We start from the raw sequence: 24,871 nt of genomic DNA on the forward strand, positions 1-24,871 counted from the left end.
GCTAAATGGATAATCTTGTATATATTTTTATTATTGCAGCTGGTTGTGCTATATTATTTAATCTTATATTTCGCAAATATGAGATCCCAACCATAATAGGCTATATCGCTACTGGGGTATTTATATCTCAACTTTTTGGATTAAAGAGCAATCACGATTTGAGCTTTGTGGCTGAATTTGGAATTGTATTTTTGATGTTTACTATCGGTCTTGAGTTTAGCATTAAGCATTTAATGTCTATGAAAAAATATGTATTTTTATATGGCTCTATACAGATGATAGTTACTGGATTTATCCTTAGTTTATTAGCTTTTTATATGTTTGGTTTGGATATAAAAATAGCTATTATCATAGGCTTTGCTATGGCGCTTAGCTCCACGGCTATTGTATTAAAGATACTAAATGATACTGGTCATATCTCAAAAAAATATGGGAGAAAAGCTCTTGGAATTTTGCTATTTCAAGATATTGCTGTGATCCCTTTGCTTTTAATGATGGATATATTTGATATTAAAGATGGCTCAGTAAGCTCTTTGATACTCACATCTATTATAAGTGCAGTTATTCTTATAGTGCTTTTATATTTTATTGGTAAGTATATTTTAAGTCGTGTTTTAAACGCAGTTATTCAAACAAATTCAAAAGAGATATTTATAACAACAATTTTATTTACCGTAATTGGAGCTAGTTTTTTAGCGCACTATTTTGGATTTAGCTACTCTTTGGGTGCATTTATAGCTGGAATGCTTATCGCAGAAACGCCATATAAGCACCAAATAGAGACTGACTTGATACCATTTAGAGATTTACTACTAGGATTATTTTTTATAACAGTTGGTATGCAGATAAATTTTGCTGTGATATTTACCAATCTTTTAATCATAATTCCTATGCTAATTTGTGTGCTATTTATAAAGATTATGGTGGTTTATCTATTTTTAATGATGTTCGCTAGGAAAAAGACAGCATTAAAAACAGCCCTTAGCCTAGCGCAAGTAGGCGAATTTGCCCTAGCGATATTTACTCTTTTATCAGTAAAAAATATGATAGATGATAGAATCCTTCAAATTTTAACCGCTGTAGTGATAATATCGATGGTATTAACCCCATTTATCTTAAAAAATGTCGTTAAAATCGCTGATAAAATGGAAGAGCAAGATATCTTAGATGATGAGATTATCAGTAGCCAAGAGCAAGATATAATGGACGAGCTAACCAGTAAAAATTCTATGGAGCTTAAAGAGCATTTTGTAGTATGTGGATATGGTAGGCTAGGCCGTGAAATAATAAGGCAGTTAAAGGCTAAAGGCTGCTCGTATATCGCTCTTGAGAGTGATTTAAATTTAGTAGAACGGGGTAAAAAAAGTGGCGATAATGTATATTATGGCGATGCAACGCAAAAGAACACTTTAGAAAAAGTTTGTATTAAAGATTGTGTAGCGGCTATAATCGCAGTTAGCAATGAGCAAAAATCTGAATTAATAGCAAATTCTATTAAAGATTTAGGATATGATGTAAATACTATTATAAGATTTGCTGATACTATAGAGAAGGGGCTTTATAGGGATTTTGGAGATCATTTTCATTTGGTTAAAGAAAGGGAAGCTGTGGCTAATGCGATTATACGCAAGGCCTTAGAGTGCGTAAAAGATAAATTTAGTAGGAGTGTAGATGGATAATTCGCTGATAATATTTGGTTTATTATTTCTTCTTAGTGTTTTGTTTAGCAAAATATCAGATAAATATGGCGTCCCAGCCTTGCTTATGTTTTTAGCAGTTGGAATGCTAGCTGGTAGTGATGGGGTAATAGGGCTTGAGTTTAACAATGCTAAAATAGCAGAAAATGTAGGGACAATAGCACTTATTTATATACTTTTTGCTGGCGGGTTTAATACAAATTATAAATCAATTAAGCCTATTTTTAAAAGTGGTATAATCTTAGCGACATTTGGGGTTGTAATTTCAGCTGTTATCACTGGAGTATTTGCTTATTATATAATGGGATTTTCTATTTTAGAATCCCTATTATTTGGGGCTATTATTAGCTCTACTGATGCTGCTGCGGTATTTTCTATTATGCGTTCAACCAAGCTTAAGAATAATCTTGCTTCCTTGCTTGAATTTGAAAGCGGAAGCAATGATCCTATGGCTATATTTTTAACCATTACTTTGCTTGGATTGCTTACAGCTACAACGGTGATTGATCCATATACAATGTCTATAAAGCTCTTGCTCGAGTTTATCCTTGGTGGTGCGATGGGGTATCTATTTGGTATTATAATTCCAAGCCTAATAAATAGGGTAAAGCTAGGCTCATGGGGACTATATCCAGTGCTTTTAATAGCCTTAGTTGCTATGCTTTTTGGCTTATCAGAAAAGATCGGTGGCAATGGCTATATCGCAGTGTATGTAGCTGGAATTATAGCTAATAAAAAAGAGTTTTTATATAAAAAGAATTTAACTGGCTTTTTTGATGGAATTGCTTGGATGATGCAGATATTTATATTCCTTACTCTTGGTCTTTTGGTATTCCCTAGCGAGTTGCCACATGTAGCGATGATAAGCATATTGATGGCTCTTATTGTGATGTTTATATCTAGACCTATTAGTGTGTTTTTTTGTACGATATTTTCTAAATATAATTTTAAAGAAAAATGCTTTATCTCTTGGGTTGGCCTTAGGGGCGTTGTGCCTATTATTTTAGCGACCTATCCGCTATCTGCAGAGTTAGAAAATGGTCAATTGATGTTTAATATTATATTTTTTATGGTCTTAATCTCAGTTTTAACTCAAGGCACTACTTTAAACAAAAGCGCAAAGATATTTGGGGTTATAGAAGCAGAAAAATCTAACACAAATATGCCTAGTAGCCCAATCTCATACTCAGATATAAAGCAGTATAGAATAGGCGAATCATCTAAGGTGATTGGTAAGAATTTAACCGAAATTGGACTTCCAGATGATTTTTTAATCGTTTTAGCAAAGCGAGATGGGGAGCTAATAAAGGTTAGCGGCTCATTTGAATTTATGCAAAATGATATATTGCTAATTTTATGTAATAGCGAACTAAGATACCAAAAAATTATTAGGATTTATGGATTATAGGATATATAATGGAGTTAGAAATTTGGGTTTTTGTATTGCTATTTTTAGTGGCATTTTTAAGTGGTTTTGTAGATGCTATTGCTGGAGGTGGTGGGCTTATTACCATTCCAGCACTTATATCAGTAGGCATTCCAGAGCATATAGCACTAGCTACTAATAAACTCCAAGCCACCTTTGGTAGCTTCACAGCTGCGGCTAATTTTACGCATAAAAAGATGGTGGATTTTAACTCTTTATGGCGTGGGATTATATGGACATTTATAGGAGCAGTGCTTGGCACTTGGGCGGTGCTATTAATCGATGCTAGTGTGATAAAATATCTAATTCCAATTTGCTTAATTGCGATTTTAATATACACAATCTTTAGCCCAAAACTTGGAGAAATAGATAGAGAAAAAAGGATAGGAGAGGGGCTATTTTACACTATTTTTGGCTTAATCATTGGATTTTATGATGGATTTATAGGGCCTGGGACTGGGTCATTTTGGATGTTTGCTTTTGTTAGTTTATTGGGGTTGAATTTAAAAAGCGCTGTAGCCAATACTAAAATTTTAAATTTTGTCTCAAATATTGTCTCTTTATGCGTATTTATCGGTGGCGGACAGATATTGTGGATGCTTGGTGTGATTATGGGATTTGGGCAGATGATAGGGGCATATTTTGGCTCTCATATGGTTATTAAAAGGGAGATTAAATTTATTAAGATTATATTTTTAGTTGTGGTAAGCTTAACTATTGTTAAGTTGCTTTATGATCTATTCATTTTATCATAGTAAAATATATATTTTAATTTTTGCTTAATCTAAATTAAGATATAATCTTGGCAAAAATTTTCTCAAAGGCACTTTTCTATGAAAGATCTCTTTCTTTTTTCAAATTTGATCATCAATGATCATAGTTTCACATATCTTTTTCACATAATTTTAGTCGCAATCATTGTGCTAATTATCGCCAAAATGGCTACTAGCTCGATGCAGCTTGTGCCTCGTGGTACTCAGAATTTGCTTGAGGCATATCTAGAAGGTATTGTATCTATGGGGCGTGATGTTATGGGTAGCGATGAACTTGCTAGAAAGTATCTACCACTTGTAGCTACAATTGGTTTGATAGTTTTAACAAGCAATGTTATAGGTATAATACCAGGTTTTGAAGCTCCAAGCTCAAGTTTGAATTTAACTCTTTGTTTAGCACTTTGTGTATTTTTGTATTATAATTTTGAAGGTATTAGAACTCAAGGTGTGATTAAATATTTTGCTCACTTTATGGGACCAAATAAATTTCTAGCTCCATTAATGTTTCCTATAGAGATTGTATCTCATTTATCACGCATAGTTTCGCTATCATTTAGGCTTTTTGGTAATATAAAAGGTGATGATCTATTCTTAATGGTTGTTTTAAGTCTTGCTCCGTGGGTTGCCCCACTTCCTGCTTTTGCTTTGCTTACATTTATGGCACTACTACAAACTTTTATATTTATGATTTTGACATATGTATATTTAGCTGGTGCTGTAGTGGTATCTGAAGAGCACTGATTTTTGATATATATACTTAATTTTATTCTTGGTGCGTCATGGGCAATAGCTCTTGTTGGCGCACTGATTTTTATCTACTATTTTCATTTTTTTGGATTTTTTATTAGCGGTTTTGTTGGGGCTAGTTTTGGGCTAATTTTAGCTTTTATCACACATTTGTTAATAAAAATTTTAAGCTATGATAAAATATGCGATAAGCGATCCTAAATTCTACTCAAATTTTGATTACGCTTTTAATAATTTTAGTAGATTAAAAAGTGCTGATATGATACTTTTTAGAGATAAAATATCTAAAAATTATTATAAATTAGCTACTGATTTTATTAAATTCAAATCCGAAAATCTTAAATTTTTGGCTCAAAATGATATAAATTCGGCTTGTAAGCTTGGTTTTGATGGAATTCATTTTAGCTCAAATTTAATCCATCTTTTAAAAGATACACCACCAAATTTAATCAAAATTGCTAGCACTCACAATATCAAAGAGATAGAATTAGCCAGTCAATATGGTGCTGATTTTATCACATTTAGCCCGATCTTTTTCACACCAAATAAGGGTGAGCCAAAAGGCTTAGAGGTATTAAAAGAGGTTGTAAAAATCTCTAAAGCTAAGGTTATTGCCTTAGGTGGCATAATAAGCCAAGAGCAAATTGATAGTGTGGTTGATTGCGGTGCTGCTGGATTTGCCTCTATTCGCTATTTTACGCTAGATTGAGTGTGTTATTAATATTTAATTTTTTTTGTGCTAGAATATGCCATTTTATTAATATCAAAAGGTCAAATTTATGTTTGAAACAGTTATAGGATTAGAAGTTCATTGTCAGCTAAATACAAAAACTAAAATATTTTGCGGCTGCTCAACTAGCTTTGGAGAAGAGCCAAATACGCATGTTTGTCCTACTTGCCTAGCTCTACCAGGAGCGCTACCGGTGCTAAATTCTCAAGCGGTTAAAAAGGCTATTAGCTTTGGTAAAGCGATAAATGCAACTGTGAATAAAAAAAGCGTTTTTGATCGTAAAAACTACTTCTATCCAGACCTTCCTAAGGCGTATCAAATATCTCAATTTACAATACCAATTGTAGAAAATGGGGAGTTGATTATTAAAGTTGGCGATAAAAATAAAAAAATTGGCATTACTAGAGCTCACTTAGAAGAGGACGCTGGTAAGAATAGCCATGAGGGCAAGAGTAGTTTGGTAGATTTAAATCGTGCTGGAACTCCGCTTTTAGAGATTGTGAGCGAACCAGATATAAGAAGTAGCGATGAAGCAGTAGCTTACCTTAAAAAGCTCCATAGTATTTTAAGATTTTTAAATATTAGCGATGCAAATATGCAAGAAGGCTCTTTTAGATGCGATGTTAATGTTAGTATCAGACCAAAGGGCGATGATAAGCTATATACTAGGGTTGAGATTAAGAATTTAAATTCATTTAAATTTATCCAAAAAGCTATTGAGTATGAGGTTGAGCGTCAGTGTGAAGCGTGGGAAGATGGCAGGTATGATAGCGAGGTAGTCCAAGAGACAAGGCTATTTGATACTACCAAGCTTATTACAAAACCAATGAGAAGCAAAGAAGATAGCGCTGAGTATCGCTACTTTCCAGATCCAGATCTACTCCCTGTGATAATCCCAGATAGCTTGATGGCAGAGGCTAGTATCTTGCCTGAATTGCCAGATGAGAAAAAGGCTAGATATATGAGCGAATTTGGGATAAAAGAGAGCGATGCTGATGTGATAATTAGTAGCTATGAGATGGCTAAATATTTTGAAGATTTAATAGCTAGTGGTAACTCTGCTAAATTGTGTGTAACTTGGCTAAGCGTTGAGCTATTGGGTAGATTAAAAAATGGCTTAACAATCGAGACTTCACCAGTTAGCAGTGCTAAGCTATCAATACTATTAAATAGAATAGAAGATGGCACAATCTCTCAAAAAGCTGCTAAAGATGTGCTAGATGAGATTTTCATAAGTGATGAGAGCGTAGATAGCGTAATTGATCGCTTAGGATTAAAACAAGTAAGTGATGACTCAGCGATTATAGCTATTATCGATAGTGTTTTGGCCGCAAATAGTGATAAGGTAGCTGAGTATAAAAGTGGCAAGGATAAATTATTTGGATTTTTTGTCGGACAAGTGATGAAAGAGGGTAAGGGTGCTTTCAATCCAGCTAAAGTAAATGAGCTACTAAAGTCAAAGCTATGAAAATAGCAGTAATTGGTGCTGGGAAATGGGGTCAAGCTCTATACTCAGCACTTAAGATTAATAATGATTGTGTTATTTCATCTAGAACAAAGCGAGATATAGATGGATTTATAGGTTTATCAGAAGCTTTGAAGTATGATTATTTGCTTTTTAGTATCTCAACTCAGATGACAGATGAATTTCTAAGCTTAAATTTTAAATCAAATAATCAAAAAATATTGGTAGCCTCAAAGGGCATTGATATAATTAGCGGTAAATTTTTACATGAAATATATGCTAAATTTAGCAGTGGCGATAATCTAGCATTTCTTAGCGGCCCAAGCTTTGCTAGTGAGGTTATGCAAGGGTTGCCGTGTGCTCTTGTGATAAGTAGTCAAAATAAGGAGTTAGCTCAAATTTGGGCTAGTGCTTTTCCAAATTTTATTAAGCCTTATATTAGCAGTGATGTCATAGGTGCCGAGATTTGCGGTGCGTATAAAAATGTGATTGCTATAGCTGGGGGAGTGTGTGCTGGGCTTGGGCTTGGGCAGAATGCTAGGGCTAGTTTAATATCTAGAGGGCTAGTGGAGATGGCTAGATTTGGCGAGCATTTTGGGGCTAAAAGTGATACATTTTTAGGTCTTAGTGGAGCTGGAGATCTCTTTTTAAGCGCAAGTAGTGAGCTATCAAGAAATTATAGAGTAGGGCTTGGACTAGCTAAAGGAGAGAATTTAGATAGGATTTTAGATGAGATTGGCGAAGTAGCAGAAGGTGTAGCCACAGCAAGAGCTATAACGAAAATGGCGCAACAAAGGGTGATTTACACTCCAATTGCTAATCAAGTAGTTGATATGCTAGGCGGAAAAAATGCCAAAGAGGCTTTAAAGGATCTATTAAAAAGACAATGAGAAAGATTATTTTACTATTTATATTTACTATTTGTTTGTTTGGTAACTCAAGCGATAAAGAGCTTAGAAATATGATCGGTCAGATGATTATGGTGGGTTTTAGCGGTAATAACGCTAATGATGAGTGGGTAAGACAGCTACGCTTAGATATTAAAAATGGTAGAATCGGCGGAGTTATGATACTAGCTAGAAATATTAGTGGCAAAGATGGGCTAAAAAATTTAATAAGCTATCTAAACTCAGCCAGACCAAAACAGCCGCTATTTATCGCAATTGATGAAGAGGGTGGAGAAATTAGCAGATTTAATAAATTTAGCGATTTTGAGCACTTTCCATCAGCTTATAAGGTTGGAAATGAGCTAAATTTAAGTAGCGCAAATAAGCTATATAGCAAGATGGCAATGCAGTTAAAAAGTCTTGGGGTAAATATGAATTTTGCTCCGGTAGTTGATCTGCATAATGATATATCTCCTATAATTGGTCAAAGGCAAAGGGCATTTAGTAGTGATGCTAGCGAGGTTACTGCCTATGCAAGTGAGTTTATATCTGCATTTGATAATTACAGCGTTGCTAGTGTGTTAAAGCATTTTCCAGGCCATGGCAACGCAGCAGCTGATACTCATAAAACCAAAACTATTGTGGATAATTTTGATTTTGATGAGATTAGGCCATATTATGAGCTAATTAAACGCAAAAAGGCTAAATTTGTAATGGTTGGTCATATGATAATCCCAGTAATCGATGATACAAATCCAGCCACACTCTCTTATCAAGTTGTTACAAATTTATTAAAAGATAGTCTAGCTTTTGAAGGGGTTGTAATAAGTGATGATATGCTGATGAAAGCCCTTGGCGGGACTTTAGAAGAAAACGCCATAAAAGCTATAAAAGCTGGAGTAGATATAGTGCTTGTTAGTGAGTATTTTTATAATAAAACAAACTCCATAAAAGCAGTAAATGATGCGATTTTTAACGCAGTTAAGAGCGGTCAAATAGAGATGACTAGAATCGTAGATGCCTATAATCGCATAATTGCTCAAAAGGCTAGATTTTAGCCTTTATCTAGCCCAAGTCTATTAAACTCTGTTTTTAGGCTATTTTTTACCTTATCAGCAATCTCTTTGCCGTTTATAAAATTTAACTCCACAAAATCATCAACTCTACTAAGTAGATCAAAAAGCTTACTTTGCCACTTGGTGCTATCTTTGGAGTTCAAAGACTCTATAAACACAAGCTCTTTGCTAAAATCGCTTAAATTTTCTAAGATTTCATCTTTTTTATCTGGGTATAGTATGCCATTATCTAAGGCTATTTGACGCAATATATCTATTTGATTATCTATCTCACCGCAAAATTTAGAGTAGGCTAAATTTGGGTTTTCATCTTCTATTGTGATATTTTGCGTAACTTTATTTATCTGTTTGTATAGTATCACTCCTACGACCAAAACGGCCAATGCCATTATAATTAGATCATTTTGTCCCATTTTTTCTCCTTAAATTTGCCATCGCAGCAATAGCAAGGCTAATCCATATAAGCATAAAGCTAGTAAATTTATAAAAATCAAGAGTCTCATTATACATAAAAACTGCAATAATCATACTTAAAGTTGGACTTATATATTGTAAAAATCCAATTGTAGAAAGCTTTAGATATTTGGTGCTAGCATTAAATGTCAGTAGCGGTAAAATTGTGATAAAGCCGCTTAAAAATAGCATTACTCCATTAAAATTTAATCCAAATTCGCTACTTTGATTAATATATAAATATACCAAATATATTATGGCAAATGGCGATAAAATCATAGTTTCTATAAATAATCCTTCAAATGCTCTTACCCCAAGTCTTTTACGCAAAAGCCCGTATAGAGCAAATGATAGTGGTAGTATAATGGATATGAATGGAAGTCTGCCAAGAGCGTAAATTTGAATTGCGATAGCTATAAATACAATGAAAATTGATAGCTTTAAGGCTGGGCTAAGCTCCTCTTTTAATATAATAGCCCCAAGAAGTATCGAAAAAAGCGGATTTATAAAGTATCCAAGACTAGTTGCTAAGATATCATTTTGATTGATTGCATAGATAAATATCCCCCAGTTACTAGCGATTAATACGCCAGTAACGGCTAGAGTTAGGGTTACTTTTTTGATTTTTGCTAATCTTTTGACGCTATTTAGCTTTTTGGTGATTATAAGCACAATTAGCAAAATCACAGATGACCATATAACTCTATGGGCTAAGACTTCAGTGGCACTAATGCCTTGGATAAATTTAAAAAATATAGGGAAAATCCCCCACATAATAAATGTAGCTAAAGCTAGGATAAACCCTTTTTGTGCCATTATTAGTGTAAATCGCCTATAAATTTAATAATTCTTGGATTGTTTTGTGCTTCAAAAAACTCTTTTGGCGGCTGTATTGTTACTATTTTACCATTTTCTAAAAATATAATCTTATCAGCAATATCTTTAGCAAATTTAAGTTCATGTGTTACTAAAATCATCGTTTGATGCTCATTAGCTAGCATTTTAAGAGTGGATAAGACTTCGCTTACTAGCTCTTTATCAAGTGCGCTTGTAGGCTCATCAAGTAGTAAAATATCAGGCTTAAGTGCTACGGCTCTAGCTATTGCCACCCTTTGTTGTTGGCCGCCGCTAAGTGAGCTTGGGTAGGCATTAGCCTTATCTTTTAAGCCAAATTTTTCTAGCAAATTCAAAGCGATATTAGTAGCTTTATCTTTTGACATTTTTTGGACGCTAATTAACCCTTGAGTGATATTTTGTGTAGCGTTTAGATGGGCAAAAAGATTATAAGATTGAAAGACCATACCCATTTTTCGCCTTAAATTTAGAATTTCTTTTTTATTTATATGAGTTTTAAAATCTATCTTTAAACTACCATCGCTAAATTGCAAAATCCCACTATCTGGAGTCTCAAGATAGTTTAGTGAGCGAAGAAGGGTTGTTTTGCCACTTCCGCTTGGCCCTATAATTGCTATTATCTCACCTTTTTTAATATTAAAACTAATATTTGATAAGATGGTGTGAGAGCCAATTTTTTTATTTATATCTTTTATTTGTAGCATAGCTTCCTCTTATAAATGCTTACTAAATTTAGCTTCAAGGCGAGTTTGGATATAGCCAAGACCTATACAAATAACCCAGTATATAAGGGCAGCTTGTGAATACACTCTTAGGAATTCGTAATTTTGTGAGGCTATAGTTTGAGCTTGGCGGAATAGCTCAGCTACCAAAACAACCGATGCTAGTGAAGTATCCTTAATAAGTGCTATAAAGGTATTAGATAGTGTTGGCAAGGCTATTTTAAAAGCTTGTGGAGCTATGATTTTTATAAATGTATCGCTATTTGTTAGTCCAATGCTCCAGCCAGCCTCCCACTGCCCCTTTGGCACTGCTAGAATGCTAGCTCTAATTGTCTCACTACTATATGCTCCAATGCTAAGGCTAAAGGCAATTATAGCACTAATAAATGGATTTAGCGTTACTCCGATATTTGGCAAGCCATAAAATATGATAAAAAGCTGCACAAGAAGTGGAGTTCCCCTTATTATGGATACATAAAATTGACAAGCGATTTTAGCTAAATTTGATATTGGATTTTTATTATGATTGATACGGATAAGTGCGACAATAGCACCTATGGCTATGCCAAAAATAAAAGATATAATGCTAAGGGGGATAGTGTATAGTATCGCCCCTTTAATCATAGGTATAAAAGCATCAATATAGCTACTCACTAACATCCATTCCAAAATATTTTTCTGAAATTTGCTTTAGTGTGCCATCTTTTTTCATAGTTTCTAATGCTTTATTGATTCTATCTCTTTGTTCTGTTAGCTCTTTTTTGAATAAAAATACACTTCTAGTGCCATCGCCTGTATTAAATGCAACCTTAATATTTTTATCTCCAGTTGTTTTAATATAGTTTAAAATAGCTAGTTTATCATTCATAGTAGCGTCTGCTCTACCTTGACTTACAGCCTTAATGGCTGGGGCTAAGCCATCAACTAAGACGATATTTGCACCATTTTGGATAGCCATCTCATAGTAGTTACTTCCCATTGATTGGGCGATATTTTTGCCTTTTATATCATTTAGCGAGTTTATGCTATTATCATCAGCCCTTACTGCTATAGCTGCTGAAGTAACTATATATGGATCGCTAAGTGTGTAAAGCTCAGCTCTTTTTGGGTCAGCATCGCTAATTTGATTAGCTATCATATCAAAGCGATTTGAGTTTAACCCTGAGAATATCGCATCCCAGTTTGTCTCATGAAATTCGATCTCAAATCCAGCTCTTTTGGCTGCTTCAGCTATTACTTCAACATCATAACCTACCAATTTACCGCTTTCATCGTGATATGAAAATGGATTATATGTGCCTTCTGTAGCGACTCTTAATTTATCCTTTACGCTCTTATCTCCAGAACAACCAATAAAGATAAAAGCCATAAATAAAATAGCAAAGATATTTCTCATTTTTTTCCTTTAAATTTGATTTTTTCTTATATGTTTTGTATATGCGTGTATATACTCATAGCCTGAATATAGCGTGATGGCTACAGCAATCCATAATAAAATCTCGCCACCCCACCACTGCATAGATAAAAATCCTATAGCGACCATTTGCATAATAGTCTTAATCTTACCAGCTATGGAGGCACTCACATCGATATTTTCACTAGCCATAACAACCCTAAATCCAGTGATAAAAAACTCCCTAACAAGTATGATATACACAGCCCAAGCATTAGCTCTATCTATAATCATTAGTCCCAAAAATGCTGCTAAAATCAGCATCTTATCAGCTAATGGATCCAAGATAGCACCTAGCTTTGTCTTTTGATTCCAGCTTCTAGCTATATAGCCATCAAAAAAATCAGTAATACTAGCTACTACAAAAGTTAAAGCACAGAAGTAGTTAAGCCAACTAATATCTATATAACTACTGCTATTTTTGATTTTTAATAGCAAAAAGAACATTAATGGCGCTAAAAGTATGCGAAATATGGCTAGAGAATTTGGTAAATTTATCATTTAAATGTAGTGCCACCATCAATTATAAATGTATGTCCAGTTACCCAACTAGCCTTTGAGCTACATAAAAATAGACAAGCCCCAGCTAAATCTGTAGGCTGCCCCATACGGCCAAGTGGGCTTAGTGCAGCTGTAGCGTCTCTTACCTCTTCATAGTTTGTAAAAGCCCTTAGTGCATCTGTTTCTATCGGACCTCCACTTACTACATTAACTCTAATATTATGCTCTCCAAGCTCAGTTGCGGCGTATCTTGCCATAGCTTCTACTGCGGCTTTTGCTGTGCCGTGCCCGCTATAGTGTTCGATATAGACTAGATTGCCAGTTGAGCTTAGGCTGATTATGCTACCACCGCCTACTTTTTGCATTCTTTTAGCCGCCTCTTGGGAGCCTACTACAAAGGCATTAACCGTAGCGGTAAATATATTATTTATTCCACGAGGTTTGAGCTTCATAAATTTAGTATATCCACCAGCTACAGCACGCCCTGAAATAATCGCATTTGATATGAAAAAATCAATCCTATCAAAATCCTTATCAATCTCTAAAAATAGCTCTTTATAAGTTTCAGGCTCAAGGATATTTAAAGCATAAGCTCTAGCTTTTATCCCAAATTCTTTCTCTAATTCCAAAGCTTGATTTTTAGCCATCTCTTCATTTGAATTATAGGTAAAAGCGATATTTGAACCGCATTTAGCAAATTCAAGCACAATTGCCCTACCAATCCCTCTTGTACCGCCACTAATAACTAATGTTTTGCCTTTAAATTCATCATGATAACAATTCATTAAAATCCTTTTATATCATAAGTTTTCATTACTAATTCTATTTTTTTAAGGTTTTGCTCGCTTGGGGCAACCAGCGGAAGTCTATACTCTAATGTGTCTATTAGCCCAGCAATATACATAGCTGCTTTAATAGGTATCGGATTTGACTCACAAAATAGAATTTTATTAATATTATATAGCTTATCATTAATCTCTTTTGCTTTTAAAAATTCATTTTGTAATGCGTATCTAGTAAGTGCAGATATTTGATCTGGTAATAAATTTGAAGTAACAGATATTACGCCTTTTCCGCCATTGCTAAGCACTGGATAATTTATAGCATCATCGCCGCTTAATAGATATATTTTTGGCTCATGAGCTAATATATCAACGCATCTTTCTATATTTCCACTTGCCTCTTTAACTCCATAAATATTATCACAATCATTAAATAGTCTTATAATTGTCTCTGGCAATATATCACATCCTGTTCTAGATGGGACATTATATAATAAGATTGGTATATCTACTGATTTGGATATGGCTTTGTAGTGTTGATACAATCCTTCTTGAGTTGGTTTATTATAGTATGGAGCTACTGATAATATCCCATCAGCACCGCATTTTTGGGCAAATTCAGCTAGACCTATAGCTTCGTGCGTGGCGTTACTTCCTGCACCGGCTAATACCTTGACATTGCTACCTTTACACGCATTTACGGCTATTTCGATACAAATTCTATGCTCATCATGGGTTAAAGTAGCACTCTCTCCAGTAGTTCCTACAGGCACAACTGCGTCAATGCCATTTTTAATCTGTCTTTTAATGAGTTTTTCATAGCAATTTTCATCTATTTTACCATTTTTAAAAGGCGTTACTAAGGCCGTCATTGCCCCATAAATACTCTTTTTCATTTGGTTCCTTTTAATATAATTGTAGTTGATTTATCTTTATTAAAATATCTATTTGCGCAATCTTTAATATCTTGCGTTGTAAGTGCATTTGTCATATCTGAAAGCTGCCAAAGTGTCTCTATATCGCCTTTTGCTATGTAGCTTCCATATAGACTTGCAAGTTTACTAGCACTACTTAGCGAGTAGATAAAGTTGCTTTTTAAGCAATTTTTTATCTTAGTTAGCTCATCAGCTTTTATATCGCTATTTTTTAGCTCTTTTATTAGTTTTAAAATCTCTTTTTTAACATTTTTGGCTTTTACGCCTGGATTACAAATAGCAATTATAATAAATAAATTCTCATCAATGCTATCCATAGGATAAGCGTAAATTTGATTTACTAAATTTAATTCATCTATTAAGACTCTTTCAAAAAGGGAGCTTTTGCCGCTTGATAGATATTCGCTAATAGCACTTAATGCGGTTTGATCTTTATGATTAAATGGTGGAATTTTGTAGGCTATGGCTATCATTTCTACATCGCTTTGCTTGCGGATTACTAGAGATTTTTCGCCATTTTGTTCTGGTTCTACGCAGTGTAAAGCAGGGATTTGACAGCGGTTTTTTATACCTTCAAAGTGCTTTTTGCCTAGATTAAAGGCGCTCTCTTTATCGATATCACCAGTAATCATCAAAAAAGCATTTTTAGGCTGGTAGTATATAGACCAAAAATTGCGAATATCATCTATAGTCCAATTTTGTATATCATTTATAAAGCCAATTGGAGTCCAGTGATATGGATGATAGATAAAAGCGTGATTAAATAGCCTAAAATAGAGCATTCCAGTTGGATTATTATCCGTTCGCCATCTACGCTCTTCTAAAACCACATCACGCTCAGGCAAAAACTCATCTTCTCTAAGGCTTAAATTTGACATAATATCAGCATAAAGCTCTAGTGAAGTATCAAGATTTTGGCTTGAGCATTTGATGAAATAGTGGGTAAAATCAAATCCAGTGCTAGCATTATTTACCCCACCAAAACCCTTTACTATTTGGTCAAATTCCCCAGCCTTTTTATTGTCTGTGCTTTTGAAATTTAGGTGCTCTAGCATGTGTGCGATCCCGCTTTTACCCATTGTTTCGTTTCTAGAGCCAACCTTATAATATAGATCTATACTAATAACATTTGAGCCTAAATTTAGTGGAGTGTGATATATCTCAAATCCATTCTCAAGGGTAATTTTGCTAAATTGTGGTAGCATTTATCTCCTTATATCTACGCCAACTGCTTGGGAAATACTCTCATATCCTTCGCTTAGGGCTAAATTTAATATTTGATTGTTTATATTTTTACAGATACTAGGGCCTTCATAGATAAAACTAGTGTATATCTGTATTAAATTCGCACCCATTTTAATGCGTTCATAAGCCTCATCTGCGCTATCAATCCCACCGCAGCTAATTAAAATAGCTTTGCCAAAAAGCTCTTTGGCAACCTCTTTAAACAGCTCTTTACTCTTATTTTTTATAAGTTGTCCGCTCAAACCGCCAAAATCTTTTGCCTTAGGAGTAAGTGAGTAATCTACGCTTGTATTGTTGATTATAAGCCCTTTAAATCCAGAATTTGCAGCAGTTAAACAAAGCGATATAGCTGAGTCTATACTCATATCTGGGGCGATTTTTAAGATTAATGGCTTTTTGGTTAAGCCGTTTAAAGTAGTAGATAATTCACCTATAAAAGATTCGCTTTGTAAATCTCTTAAATTTGGGGTATTTGGCGAGCTTATATTGATTACAAAGGCATCACAGCAACTATCAAGCCCTTTAACTAAAGTCTCATAATCCTGAATAGCCATTTCATTTGGGGTGATCTTGTTTTTACCTATATTGGCAATTAATGGAATGCTAGAAGGGTATAATTTCGTGGCTCTAGCTTTAATCTTATCTAGCCCATCATTATTAAATCCCATAGCGTTTTGAATGCTTTTTTCTTCTATTAATCGAAATAGTCTTGGCTTTGGGTTGCCAATTTGCGGTTTTGGAGTCAAAGTCCCATACTCTAAAAATCCAAATCCCATCGCAGATAGCGGTAATATCATAGTTGCATTCTTATCAAATCCACCAGCAAGACCAATAGGATTTAAGAAATTTAATCCAAAAATATTTTGCGATAATTTAGTATCAATAAAGCAAAAATTATTCACCAAATAGTCGCTCACAAATGGAATTTTTACAGATACACGCATAGCTAATTCAGCTATTTTATGGGCATTTTCTGGGTTTAGTTTAAATAAAATTTTTTTAATATCGCCATAATCCATTATATTCCTTTAAAATCAGCAATTTTAGCTAAAATTTGCTTAAATTTGCTTATAATTTAAATAAATTTAATGATATTTTGGATATGTGTGAATATAATAAAATTATAAATTCAAGGTGCTAAAGTGGTAAATTACTTAAATTTTAATTTAAAACATATATTAGTTGTGGTAAGAGTTGCTTTATATCTTTAAATACCGAAATTTTAAAACAATTTATATAATATTCATTTATAATAATTATAATTTAATCAGCGATGAAAAATCAAAAATAAGGATATAAAACACAATGAATAGAAGAAATTTCTTAAAATTAAATCTCTTAGGTTTAGCAGGTGTAGCTTATGCAAATCCTCATATGGGGCATGACATGATGGATCATGACATGATGGGGCATATGGGGCATGACATGATGGACCATGACATGATGGGCCATGATATGGATAAAATGCCAATGAATAGAGAGATTGATACCTCTTTTATCCAATTTGCTCAAAAAGATTTAAAGCTTTTAGACCAGAAATATTTCCCTAAAGGAGAAGCTTTAAAAGCTCTGCCTGTGCTTAAAAATGAAAGCAAGGAAAAAAATGTTTTTCGTGCGACAATAGAGGTAAAAGAGAGTCAAATCGAAGTGATTAAGGGCAAAAAAACAAAATTTTATACCTATAATGGCTCAATACCAGCTCCAAAAATAGAGGTTTATGAAGGGGATAAAGTTGAAATTTTAGTTAAAAATAAACTCAAAGAACCGACAACCATACATTGGCACGGACTTCTTGTGCCGCCTAATCAAGATGGAAATCCACACGATGCTATTTTAGCAGGTGAAGAGAGGATTTATCATTTTACAATACCACAAAATAGTGCTGGTACTTACTGGTATCATCCTCATCCGCATTTTATTGCTTCAAAACAAGTTTTTATGGGTTTAGCTGGATGTTTTGTAGTCAAGGCTAAAAAAGATGCTCTTAGCCATCTTAAAGAAAAAGATCTTATGATTACTGATTTGCGTCTTGATGAAAACGCTCAAATTCCACACAATACCTTAATCGATTGGCTTAATGGTAGAGAAGGTGAGTTTGTGCTTATTAATGGACAATACCAACCTAAAATCAAACTCGCAAGCAATGAACGCATACGCATTTATAATATGAGTGCAGCTAGATACTTAAATTTACGCATACAAGGGGCACAATTTATACTTGTTGGAACTGATGGAGGGCTTATAGAAAAACCGATTTTTAAAGATGAAATTTTCTTAAATCCTGCTTCACGCGTAGAAGTTTTAATCGATGCGACAAAAGATGGAGAATTCAAGCTTGAAAGTGGCTATTATGATAGAGATAAAATGATGGTAAAAGAAGAGCCAAATACTCTTTTCTTAGCTGATATTTCTTTTAAAAAAGAAAAATTACAACTACCAAAAACATTAAGAACCTTTGAGCCTTTAGAAGAACCAAAAGATTTTAAAGAAGTCATAATGAGCGAAGACCATATGCAAATGAGTGGCTTAATGAATAAAAATGAAGAAGAGTTAAGAATTGCACTAGCTTCTATGTTTTTAATCAATGGGAAAAGCTTTGATTTAAATGGTGTTGATTTACATTCTAAAGTAGGAGTGGTAGAAGAGTGGATAGTGATTAATAAATCACATATGGACCATCCTTTTCATATACATGGCACACAATTTGAGCTTATCTCATCAAAATTAAATGGTAAGGTTAAAAAAGCAGAATTTAGAGCCCTAAGAGATACTATTAATGTGCGTCCTAATGAAGAAGTAAGACTAAGAATGAAGCAAGATTTTATAGGTCATAGAATGTATCATTGTCATATTTTAGAACATGAAGATTTGGGTATGATGGGAAATTTAGAAGTGAAGGAATAAAATGGTAGAAGCTTAAATTTGCTTAGAAAAACAAAATATAGATATGATTTTATTATGCTATAGGTGGTTATACTAGCCATTTATAGCTTAAATTTGCTTATAATTTAAATAAATTTAATGATATTTTATGCTGCGTTAGATATAATCAAAATTATAAATTTAAGGTGTTAAAATGGCATATCAAGAGAAAAAATGGCAAAATTTCTATGAAAGAGCATGGGCTATAAGGGCTGAGTTTATGAGTAAATTTATAAGTGGGGGGGGGTATAACGCTTTACAAGTAATTTCAGAGTTGGAGAAAAGGGAGCGACATTATACCCTTGCAGTTAATGATAATGGCGATTATGAATGGCGAAAAAAAGAGAGCCAGAGCGAGAAATTTAATTTTGTAGATATTCCGTATTATGGTGTAACTTCCCTAAATGGTATGACTATTTTAGTCCCATATTATACTAAAACAAGCTTTATTGATTTTATTATCGATGCTTTGTCATTTGATGAGTATGATAGTGTAATCGAGCTTGGGTGCGGATATGGTAGAAATTTATTTAAGATATTTTATAATGGCGGTGGGATAAATTTAAGATATTTTGGTGGCGAATTTACTAATAGTGGTGTAGAGATGGCTAGAAAATTAGCAGATATTGAGCCTAAGATGAAGGCTGAGTTTTTCCATTTTAACCACTTAAAGCCTAAATTTGATAAGAATTTGGATTTTGGTAAGCGTGTTTTGGTCTTTACATATCATACTATTGAGCAGGTTAAAGAGATTCCAGATAATTGGTTTAAATCTGTAGCAAGTATCGCTCCATTTGTGAGATGTATCCATGGTGAGCCATTTGGATTTCAAGTAAAAGATTTAGGAGAAGTAAGCGAGGAGCATCGCAATTTTTTTATAAAAAATGGCTGGAATTTAAATTTTGCTAAAACTTTGAAAAAAGCTAATCAAAATGGAGATATAATCATCGAAGATGCTCTTTTAGAGCATAGTTGTAGAACTGACCCATTTAATCCAACTTCGATTGCTGTGTGGAGATCTATTTAAAAAATGTAATCTAGATTTATAATGCGCTCACTAGCTTTGGTAGCTAGTGAGTCTTATTTAGTGGATTGCTCCTAGTTTTAGCCTTTGGTATATTTGACACTGGCTTTCTAGCTCTTTATCTGTGCCAAATCCTACTATTTTACCAGAGCTAATAACCGCTATTTTATCAGCATTTTTGATGGTTGAGAGCCTATGAGCGATTATAAAAATTATCTTTTCATGGGCTAATTTCTCAATTGCTTTGGTTATCTCTTGTTCGCTTTCATTATCTAATGCGCTTGTTGCCTCATCAAAAATTAAAATTTGAGGATTATGGTATAAAGCCCTTGCGATAGCAATTCTCTGTCTTTGACCGCCACTTAGATTAGCCCCATACTCGCTAAGCATTGTATGTATGCCGCTATCTAGCTTTTGGACAAAATCATATGCGTTTGCCATCTTAAGTGCATTTATAACCTTATTATCATCTAAAGGTGCTCCATAAGCGACATTAGCAGCGATTGTATCATTAAATATATATACTCTTTGAGTTACTAGGCCTATATTTTCTCTTAAGCCTTTAAGTTTAAATTCACTTATATCATTTTCATTTATTAGTATTGTTCCTAAGTCTGGATCATAAAATCTCATTAAGAGATTTATAAGTGTGCTTTTACCGCCACCGCTACTACCTACTAGGGCTATCATTTGACCTTTATATACTTTAAGGTTGATGCCATTTAATGCTACCTTATCTCCATAGCTAAATTTGAGATCTTGGATTGTGATTGAATTTACTTTATGCGGGAAGTCAAGCTTGCCATCAACTATATTTGGGCTCATATCAAGTAGCTCAAATGTCCTTTGACTAGCTACTATAGCATCTTGCATTTGATTGTATATAGAAGTTAGCCTTTTAATTGGCGTATATAGCATAAATAGTGCTGTAAGAAAGCTAAAGAAGCTCCCAACTGTGATCTCTCCATTTATAACTTGTTGGCCGCCTATTATAATAGTAATGGCAATGCCAATAGAGCCTAGCGTCTCCATCATCGGACTTACTAGGGTATTTACCTTGACGGATTTTAAATTTAATTTAAAGATTTTATCGTTTTGAGTGTCAAATTTCTCTAGCTCCTTACCTTGTGCGTTACTAGCTTTTATGATCTCAATATTAGCAAATATCTGACTTAAAACAGAGGTTATATCGCCTGAGGTTTCTTGTGAAGTTCGGCTTATCTTTCTCATCTTTTTAGCCAGTCTTGAGAGTGGATAGAGTGCTGCTGGCAAGACTATTAGAGAAAATAGTGCTAGGGTAGGGCTTTGATAAATCACCACACAAAGCAAACCAATAATAGTTACAAACTCACGCACTAGCTCTGGGATTAAATTTGATACTATAGAGCGAATTCTCTCTATATCGCTCATAATCCTACTCATAAGCTCTCCACTTCTATATTTATGAAAAAAGCTCATATCAAGGGTTAATATATTTGCTAGTTGATTGTGTCTAAAGCGTCTTACTATATCTTGTCCGATATAGGCTGTGAAATATACTTGTAAGTAGATCCCAAGGCTCTTTATAAAGTATATCCCAATAATCGCATATGGAAGCAAATATAGTAAATTTTCATCTTTTTGGATAAAGATATAATCTAGCACAGGCTTAACAAGCCAAGCTGATACCGCAGTCCCAACACTAGCCATAATCATTCCGATAATAGCTATGATAAATTGTGGTATATACTCCTTATAATATGATTTAAATCGTCTAAAAACCTCTGCTATTCCGTCCATATTTTCTCCCATTTTACTCCATTTGGCGTATCCATTATAGCCACGCCAAGGCTATTTAATTCATCTCTTATCAAATCAGCTTTTTTATAATCCTTAGCCGATTTAGCCTCATCTCTAGCTTTTATTAAATTCATAATTCTCTCTTTTTGCGTTTCATCAAATCCATATTGAAACCACTCAAATTCATCTTGATATAATATCCCAAGAGTATCTTTGATAAAATTTAGATTAGCCATAATTGTGGATTTTAAGGCTTTATTTTTTGGCTCTTTATCTAGATTTGTGTTGGCTTGATTTACCATTTCATCAATTTTAGCTAGAGCCACCGAGATATTTAAATCATCGCTTAAAGCATCTAAAATAGAGTTTTTAAACTCCCCTTTAGCCTCATTAGCTTCAACCCCACTTAATCGCTTTTTAAGCCTATAAATTTTATCAAGACGCTTTTTGCTAGAGAGTAGATCAGCTATATCGTAGTTGAAATTTGCTCTATAATGGCTACTCATCAAATAAAATCTCACCGCCTCGCCAGGTGCGATAGCTAACGCATCTTTTATGAAAAATGAGTTACCTAAGCTCTTACTCATCTTCTCATTATCTACTTGTATAAACCCATTATGCATCCAGTGCTTAGCTAACTCTTTATGATATGCACACCTACATTGTGCGGCTTCATTTTCGTGGTGCGGAAAGAGCAGATCAGCCCCACCAGCGTGAATATCAATAGTCTTACCAAATATATTTGAAATCATCGCTACACACTCTGTATGCCAGCCAGGACGCCCCTTGCCAAATGGACTATCATACCAATTCTCATCAAATTTCCATAAAACAAAATCTTTTTCACTTCTTTTGGAGTTATTGCTTTTTACTCTAGCGATGAGATTTTCATCTTTTCTACCGCTTAAGCTTAAATATTTTTCATCTTTGCTAGTATCAAAGTAAATTCCATCTTCAAGCTTATATGTTGCGCCATTTTGCTCTAGCTTTAAGATATAATCTATAATAGAGTTTAAATAACAAGTAGCCTTAGGCTCTATATCAGCGTTTAATACATTTAGGGCTTTCATATCACTAATGTATCTATCTATATAATGTGTTGTGATCTGCTCTAAAGTTTGATTAGTTGATTGCATTTTGGCTAAAATTTTATCATCTATATCAGTGAAGTTTTTAACAAATTTAACTCTATATCCAAGCGCTATCAAAACCCGCCTAAGAAGATCAAAGCTAATGCTAGATTTAGCATGACCTAGGTGAGCATCATCATAGACAGTTGGGCCACATACATATATATTTATCTCATTGCTATTTAGTGGTTTTAACTCAATTTTTTGCTTTAATGCTGTATCATAAATTTGCATATATAAACTCCCTTAACTCTACTAATAAATAGCCAAAAATTATAACTAAAATTATGGTAATTAAATTTATCCTACTAAGGCTTATATCTAAAAATTGCTTAATACCAAATATAAAAATTGAATATCCTAGCAAAAATACTCCGCTAATAGTGCTAGCTAAAGCTAATCCACTAGCACCAAGAGGCTTAAATAAGATTAGGCATAAAATTGTGTTGATAAATAGTGAGTATATGGCGATTTTGGCTGCGATTTTTTGTTGCATTTTGGCATATAGCCAAAGCGAAAATAGTTTATAAAGTCCAAAAGGCAAAAGTCCAAGTATATACATTTGTAAAACCTTAGCCGATTCTATGGTATTTTGCGAATTAAACTCCCCACTTTGAAATAGCAGCCAGATAATCTCTTTAGATAAAATATATCCGCCGATTGTGGAAAATATAAGCAAGAAAAATAGCAAATTAAAGCTTTTTTTAAGTAAATTTATAGCCGTTTCATCACTATTTATCTTAATGGCTTTTGAAATTTTAGGGAAAATCGCAGTTGATAAAGCAATGGCAAATAGTGCTAATGGCAGTTGAAAAATTCTATTAGCATAATATAGGTAGCTTATGGCCCCAGTGGCTAAGAAACTAGCGATAAATGTGGAGATAAAATCGCTTAATTGATTTGCGCTACTACCAATTATCCCGTGAGTAAAATTTTGCCAAAAACCCTTAGCTTTAGCTCTTTTGCCTTTTATAAACTTAGCCATTCCAAGGGTTAATAATCGAAGTAAATTTAGCCTTTTAAGTGCGATAATATGGGATAAAACTTGGATAAATCCACCAACTACAACGCCCCAGCTAAGGTATAAGGCTGCGCTTTGCTGATCTAGATTATTAGCTAAAAATAGAGCCGTTATCATGGATAAATTTAAAAATGCCGTGCTAAAAGCAGTAGTGGCAAAGTGATTTTTGTATTGTAATAGTGCTGATAGTAAGGTAACTATAAAAATAGCCAAAAGATACCAAAAATTAATCCGCACCAAAGGCACAGCAAGAGCTATAATCTCATCGCTAAATCCATAAGCCAAAGCCTTTGTAACAAGCGGAGCAAAAAGCATAACTATCAAGCTTAAAATTAGCATAGCAAGGCTTAATTTGATTAAAATTTCAGTAGCAAATAACCCTTTTTTACTTACCTTAACTAAATTTGGCATAAAAGCTTGAGAAAATGCCCCTTCGCCAAAGAGTCTGCGAAAGAGATTAGGTAGCTTAAACGCTACAAAAAATATATCGCTCCAAATGCTTGCACCAAGAGCATTTGCTGTCATTAAATCTCTGATAAATCCAAGCACCCTAGAGCATAAAATTCCAATACTATTTGTAAAAAAATGTCTAAGCAAATATCTATTTTCCTAAATTTAATTTTACTATAAATTTATAATTAAAATAAGCAAAATGGCACCTTGATAAATGCCTAAGATTTATCACTATAATTAAATGAAAATATCCATATAAAAGCTATTTATAAATGCTTATTAATTTATCTTAAAATATTAAAAATAAGTTGATATTATACTCTAAAAAAAGTTAATATTAATATATTTTTTAGTAGAATATCTGAATTTAAATTCTCAAAGGAGCAAAGGTGTTATTTACCAAAGCTAGTGAATATGCTATGCTATCATTAATATTATTATCGCAAGCAAACTATCCAAAAGATGTAGATACTATATCATCAGAGCTTGGAATTTCAAAAAGTTTTTTAGCTAAAATCTTACAAAATTTAGCAAAAGCTGGGATATTAAACTCTTTTAAGGGGGCAAATGGCGGATTTGTTTTAGCTGATAAGCCATCAAATTTGACTATTAAACATATTTTAGAGAGTGCAGAAAAGCGTAAAGTAAATGTATTTGAGTGTGCAAATTCTAGATGCGATTGCCCTAGCAATAAAGGAGATGGGTGCCAAATTTGGCCTATATTTAACGACTTGCAAGGTCGAGTTGATAACTTTTTAGACCAGATAACATTAGCTGATATTATGAAGAAATAGT

The 24,871-nt window shown here is 33.7% G+C and carries 24 protein-coding genes; 11 read left to right on the forward strand and 13 right to left on the reverse strand.

The features are described 5' to 3' along the window. Window positions 1-5 precede the first annotated feature (5 nt). From CSUIS19072_RS00390 to CSUIS19072_RS00425, 8 genes are all read left to right on the forward strand, one after another. Window positions 6-1,679, forward strand: a complete 1,674-nt coding sequence (locus CSUIS19072_RS00390) for a cation:proton antiporter (protein ID WP_086236594.1) — start codon at window positions 6-8, stop codon at window positions 1,677-1,679. Then, entirely contained in the window at window positions 1,672-3,105 is a 1,434-nt protein-coding gene (locus CSUIS19072_RS00395) for a potassium/proton antiporter (protein ID WP_086236595.1), read from the forward strand. Before CSUIS19072_RS00390 ends, CSUIS19072_RS00395 begins: the two co-directional genes overlap by 8 nt. 8 nt (window positions 3,106-3,113) lie before the next feature. Further along, window positions 3,114-3,878: a TSUP family transporter gene (locus tag CSUIS19072_RS00400; protein WP_086236596.1), complete on the forward strand. Its 765-nt coding sequence runs from the start codon at window positions 3,114-3,116 to the stop codon at window positions 3,876-3,878. Window positions 3,879-3,956: 78 nt separating this feature from the next. After that, window positions 3,957-4,637, forward strand: a complete 681-nt coding sequence (locus CSUIS19072_RS00405) for a F0F1 ATP synthase subunit A (protein WP_086236597.1) — start codon at window positions 3,957-3,959, stop codon at window positions 4,635-4,637. Window positions 4,638-4,815: 178 nt separating this feature from the next. After that, a complete protein-coding gene (locus CSUIS19072_RS00410; protein WP_086236599.1) occupies window positions 4,816-5,352 on the forward strand; it encodes a thiamine phosphate synthase in 537 nt (178 codons plus the stop codon). A 70-nt stretch (window positions 5,353-5,422) separates the two neighbouring features. Beyond that, window positions 5,423-6,841 carry an Asp-tRNA(Asn)/Glu-tRNA(Gln) amidotransferase subunit GatB gene (gene gatB / locus CSUIS19072_RS00415; RefSeq protein WP_086236600.1) on the forward strand — a complete coding sequence of 473 codons (1,419 nt, stop codon included), beginning with the start codon at window positions 5,423-5,425 and terminating at the stop codon, window positions 6,839-6,841. Then, window positions 6,838-7,728: an NAD(P)H-dependent glycerol-3-phosphate dehydrogenase gene (locus CSUIS19072_RS00420; protein WP_086236601.1), complete on the forward strand. Its 891-nt coding sequence runs from the start codon at window positions 6,838-6,840 to the stop codon at window positions 7,726-7,728. The genes gatB and CSUIS19072_RS00420 overlap by 4 nt, the downstream gene beginning before the upstream one ends. Further along, window positions 7,725-8,783 carry a glycoside hydrolase family 3 N-terminal domain-containing protein gene (locus CSUIS19072_RS00425; RefSeq protein WP_086292737.1) on the forward strand — a complete coding sequence of 353 codons (1,059 nt, stop codon included), beginning with the start codon at window positions 7,725-7,727 and terminating at the stop codon, window positions 8,781-8,783. The genes CSUIS19072_RS00420 and CSUIS19072_RS00425 overlap by 4 nt, the downstream gene beginning before the upstream one ends. Here CSUIS19072_RS00425 and CSUIS19072_RS00430 read toward each other — a convergent pair. The 10 genes from CSUIS19072_RS00430 to CSUIS19072_RS00475 are packed head-to-tail and all read right to left on the reverse strand — an operon-like array spanning window position 8,780 to window position 16,766. Then, on the reverse strand, window positions 8,780-9,214 hold the full coding sequence (locus tag CSUIS19072_RS00430) for a hypothetical protein (protein WP_086236603.1): 435 nt from the start codon (window positions 9,212-9,214) through the stop codon (window positions 8,780-8,782). The two genes, CSUIS19072_RS00425 and CSUIS19072_RS00430, sit on opposite strands and share 4 nt — an antisense overlap. Continuing rightward, entirely contained in the window at window positions 9,201-10,070 is an 870-nt protein-coding gene (gene rarD, locus CSUIS19072_RS00435; RefSeq protein ID WP_086242072.1) for an EamA family transporter RarD, read from the reverse strand. Before rarD ends, CSUIS19072_RS00430 begins: the two co-directional genes overlap by 14 nt. Before the next feature lie 2 nt (window positions 10,071-10,072). Continuing rightward, the gene (locus tag CSUIS19072_RS00440; protein WP_086292735.1) at window positions 10,073-10,813 is read right to left on the reverse strand and encodes an amino acid ABC transporter ATP-binding protein; all 741 of its coding nucleotides are present in this window, start codon (window positions 10,811-10,813) and stop codon (window positions 10,073-10,075) included. Between the two features lie 9 nt (window positions 10,814-10,822). Beyond that, window positions 10,823-11,485, reverse strand: a complete 663-nt coding sequence (locus tag CSUIS19072_RS00445; RefSeq protein WP_236847901.1) for an amino acid ABC transporter permease — start codon at window positions 11,483-11,485, stop codon at window positions 10,823-10,825. After that, on the reverse strand, window positions 11,478-12,227 hold the full coding sequence (locus CSUIS19072_RS00450) for a transporter substrate-binding domain-containing protein (RefSeq protein ID WP_086236606.1): 750 nt from the start codon (window positions 12,225-12,227) through the stop codon (window positions 11,478-11,480). The genes CSUIS19072_RS00445 and CSUIS19072_RS00450 overlap by 8 nt, the downstream gene beginning before the upstream one ends. Before the next feature lie 9 nt (window positions 12,228-12,236). Continuing rightward, window positions 12,237-12,782 carry a CDP-diacylglycerol--glycerol-3-phosphate 3-phosphatidyltransferase gene (gene pgsA, locus CSUIS19072_RS00455; protein WP_236845255.1) on the reverse strand — a complete coding sequence of 182 codons (546 nt, stop codon included), beginning with the start codon at window positions 12,780-12,782 and terminating at the stop codon, window positions 12,237-12,239. Continuing rightward, the gene (locus CSUIS19072_RS00460; protein ID WP_086236608.1) at window positions 12,782-13,570 is read right to left on the reverse strand and encodes an enoyl-ACP reductase; all 789 of its coding nucleotides are present in this window, start codon (window positions 13,568-13,570) and stop codon (window positions 12,782-12,784) included. The genes pgsA and CSUIS19072_RS00460 overlap by 1 nt, the downstream gene beginning before the upstream one ends. Next, on the reverse strand, window positions 13,570-14,463 hold the full coding sequence (gene dapA / locus CSUIS19072_RS00465) for a 4-hydroxy-tetrahydrodipicolinate synthase (RefSeq protein WP_086242075.1): 894 nt from the start codon (window positions 14,461-14,463) through the stop codon (window positions 13,570-13,572). Before dapA ends, CSUIS19072_RS00460 begins: the two co-directional genes overlap by 1 nt. Next, window positions 14,460-15,707: a M16 family metallopeptidase gene (locus CSUIS19072_RS00470; protein ID WP_086242076.1), complete on the reverse strand. Its 1,248-nt coding sequence runs from the start codon at window positions 15,705-15,707 to the stop codon at window positions 14,460-14,462. The genes dapA and CSUIS19072_RS00470 overlap by 4 nt, the downstream gene beginning before the upstream one ends. Next, the gene (locus tag CSUIS19072_RS00475) at window positions 15,708-16,766 is read right to left on the reverse strand and encodes a quinone-dependent dihydroorotate dehydrogenase (protein ID WP_086242077.1); all 1,059 of its coding nucleotides are present in this window, start codon (window positions 16,764-16,766) and stop codon (window positions 15,708-15,710) included. It abuts the gene before it with no gap. A 286-nt stretch (window positions 16,767-17,052) separates the two neighbouring features. Here CSUIS19072_RS00475 and CSUIS19072_RS00480 point away from each other — a divergent pair, with 286 nt between their 5' ends. Then, entirely contained in the window at window positions 17,053-18,651 is a 1,599-nt protein-coding gene (locus tag CSUIS19072_RS00480) for a multicopper oxidase family protein (RefSeq protein ID WP_086292731.1), read from the forward strand. A gap of 172 nt (window positions 18,652-18,823) precedes the next feature. Beyond that, entirely contained in the window at window positions 18,824-19,696 is an 873-nt protein-coding gene (locus tag CSUIS19072_RS00485; protein ID WP_086292729.1) for a hypothetical protein, read from the forward strand. Between the two features lie 57 nt (window positions 19,697-19,753). Here CSUIS19072_RS00485 and CSUIS19072_RS00490 read toward each other — a convergent pair whose 3' ends face one another. Genes CSUIS19072_RS00490 through murJ form a run of 3 tightly spaced genes read right to left on the reverse strand, consistent with a single transcriptional unit; the run spans window position 19,754 to window position 24,220 of the window. Then, the gene (locus CSUIS19072_RS00490) at window positions 19,754-21,472 is read right to left on the reverse strand and encodes an ABC transporter ATP-binding protein (protein WP_086236940.1); all 1,719 of its coding nucleotides are present in this window, start codon (window positions 21,470-21,472) and stop codon (window positions 19,754-19,756) included. Beyond that, window positions 21,460-22,836, reverse strand: coding sequence for a cysteine--tRNA ligase (cysS, locus tag CSUIS19072_RS00495; RefSeq protein WP_086292727.1), 1,377 nt, complete (start codon window positions 22,834-22,836; stop codon window positions 21,460-21,462). The genes CSUIS19072_RS00490 and cysS overlap by 13 nt, the downstream gene beginning before the upstream one ends. Then, a complete protein-coding gene (gene murJ, locus CSUIS19072_RS00500; protein ID WP_086292725.1) occupies window positions 22,823-24,220 on the reverse strand; it encodes a murein biosynthesis integral membrane protein MurJ in 1,398 nt (465 codons plus the stop codon). Before murJ ends, cysS begins: the two co-directional genes overlap by 14 nt. A gap of 245 nt (window positions 24,221-24,465) precedes the next feature. Between murJ and CSUIS19072_RS00505 the strand changes: the two genes are divergently transcribed. Next, on the forward strand, window positions 24,466-24,870 hold the full coding sequence (locus tag CSUIS19072_RS00505) for an Rrf2 family transcriptional regulator (RefSeq protein ID WP_086236616.1): 405 nt from the start codon (window positions 24,466-24,468) through the stop codon (window positions 24,868-24,870). The last annotated feature ends 1 nt before the right edge of the window (window position 24,871 follow it).

This window comes from Campylobacter sp. RM19072 (assembly GCF_024723485.1).
In the GTDB taxonomy this organism is placed as follows: Bacteria; Campylobacterota; Campylobacteria; order Campylobacterales; family Campylobacteraceae; genus Campylobacter; species Campylobacter porcelli.

What these genes read in the sequence shown, in the direction of transcription:
- CSUIS19072_RS00390 (WP_086236594.1), top strand. Translation starts at nt 6, where the DNA reads ATGGATAATCTTGTATATATTTTTATTATTGCAGCTGGTTGTGCTATA.
- CSUIS19072_RS00480 (WP_086292731.1), top strand. Translation starts at nt 17,053, where the DNA reads ATGAATAGAAGAAATTTCTTAAAATTAAATCTCTTAGGTTTAGCAGGT.
- CSUIS19072_RS00405 (WP_086236597.1), top strand. Translation starts at nt 3,957, where the DNA reads ATGAAAGATCTCTTTCTTTTTTCAAATTTGATCATCAATGATCATAGT.
- CSUIS19072_RS00485 (WP_086292729.1), top strand. Translation starts at nt 18,824, where the DNA reads ATGGCATATCAAGAGAAAAAATGGCAAAATTTCTATGAAAGAGCATGG.
- CSUIS19072_RS00470 (WP_086242076.1), bottom strand. Translation starts at nt 15,707, where the DNA reads ATGCTACCACAATTTAGCAAAATTACCCTTGAGAATGGATTTGAGATA.
- CSUIS19072_RS00440 (WP_086292735.1), bottom strand. Translation starts at nt 10,813, where the DNA reads ATGCTACAAATAAAAGATATAAATAAAAAAATTGGCTCTCACACCATC.
- CSUIS19072_RS00450 (WP_086236606.1), bottom strand. Translation starts at nt 12,227, where the DNA reads ATGAGAAATATCTTTGCTATTTTATTTATGGCTTTTATCTTTATTGGT.
- CSUIS19072_RS00420 (WP_086236601.1), top strand. Translation starts at nt 6,838, where the DNA reads ATGAAAATAGCAGTAATTGGTGCTGGGAAATGGGGTCAAGCTCTATAC.
- CSUIS19072_RS00425 (WP_086292737.1), top strand. Translation starts at nt 7,725, where the DNA reads ATGAGAAAGATTATTTTACTATTTATATTTACTATTTGTTTGTTTGGT.
- CSUIS19072_RS00490 (WP_086236940.1), bottom strand. Translation starts at nt 21,472, where the DNA reads ATGGACGGAATAGCAGAGGTTTTTAGACGATTTAAATCATATTATAAG.
- CSUIS19072_RS00410 (WP_086236599.1), top strand. Translation starts at nt 4,816, where the DNA reads ATGATAAAATATGCGATAAGCGATCCTAAATTCTACTCAAATTTTGAT.
- gatB (WP_086236600.1), top strand. Translation starts at nt 5,423, where the DNA reads ATGTTTGAAACAGTTATAGGATTAGAAGTTCATTGTCAGCTAAATACA.
- cysS (WP_086292727.1), bottom strand. Translation starts at nt 22,836, where the DNA reads ATGCAAATTTATGATACAGCATTAAAGCAAAAAATTGAGTTAAAACCA.
- CSUIS19072_RS00395 (WP_086236595.1), top strand. Translation starts at nt 1,672, where the DNA reads ATGGATAATTCGCTGATAATATTTGGTTTATTATTTCTTCTTAGTGTT.
- rarD (WP_086242072.1), bottom strand. Translation starts at nt 10,070, where the DNA reads ATGGCACAAAAAGGGTTTATCCTAGCTTTAGCTACATTTATTATGTGG.
- CSUIS19072_RS00460 (WP_086236608.1), bottom strand. Translation starts at nt 13,570, where the DNA reads ATGAATTGTTATCATGATGAATTTAAAGGCAAAACATTAGTTATTAGT.
- CSUIS19072_RS00430 (WP_086236603.1), bottom strand. Translation starts at nt 9,214, where the DNA reads ATGGGACAAAATGATCTAATTATAATGGCATTGGCCGTTTTGGTCGTA.
- dapA (WP_086242075.1), bottom strand. Translation starts at nt 14,463, where the DNA reads ATGAAAAAGAGTATTTATGGGGCAATGACGGCCTTAGTAACGCCTTTT.
- CSUIS19072_RS00400 (WP_086236596.1), top strand. Translation starts at nt 3,114, where the DNA reads ATGGAGTTAGAAATTTGGGTTTTTGTATTGCTATTTTTAGTGGCATTT.
- CSUIS19072_RS00475 (WP_086242077.1), bottom strand. Translation starts at nt 16,766, where the DNA reads ATGGATTATGGCGATATTAAAAAAATTTTATTTAAACTAAACCCAGAA.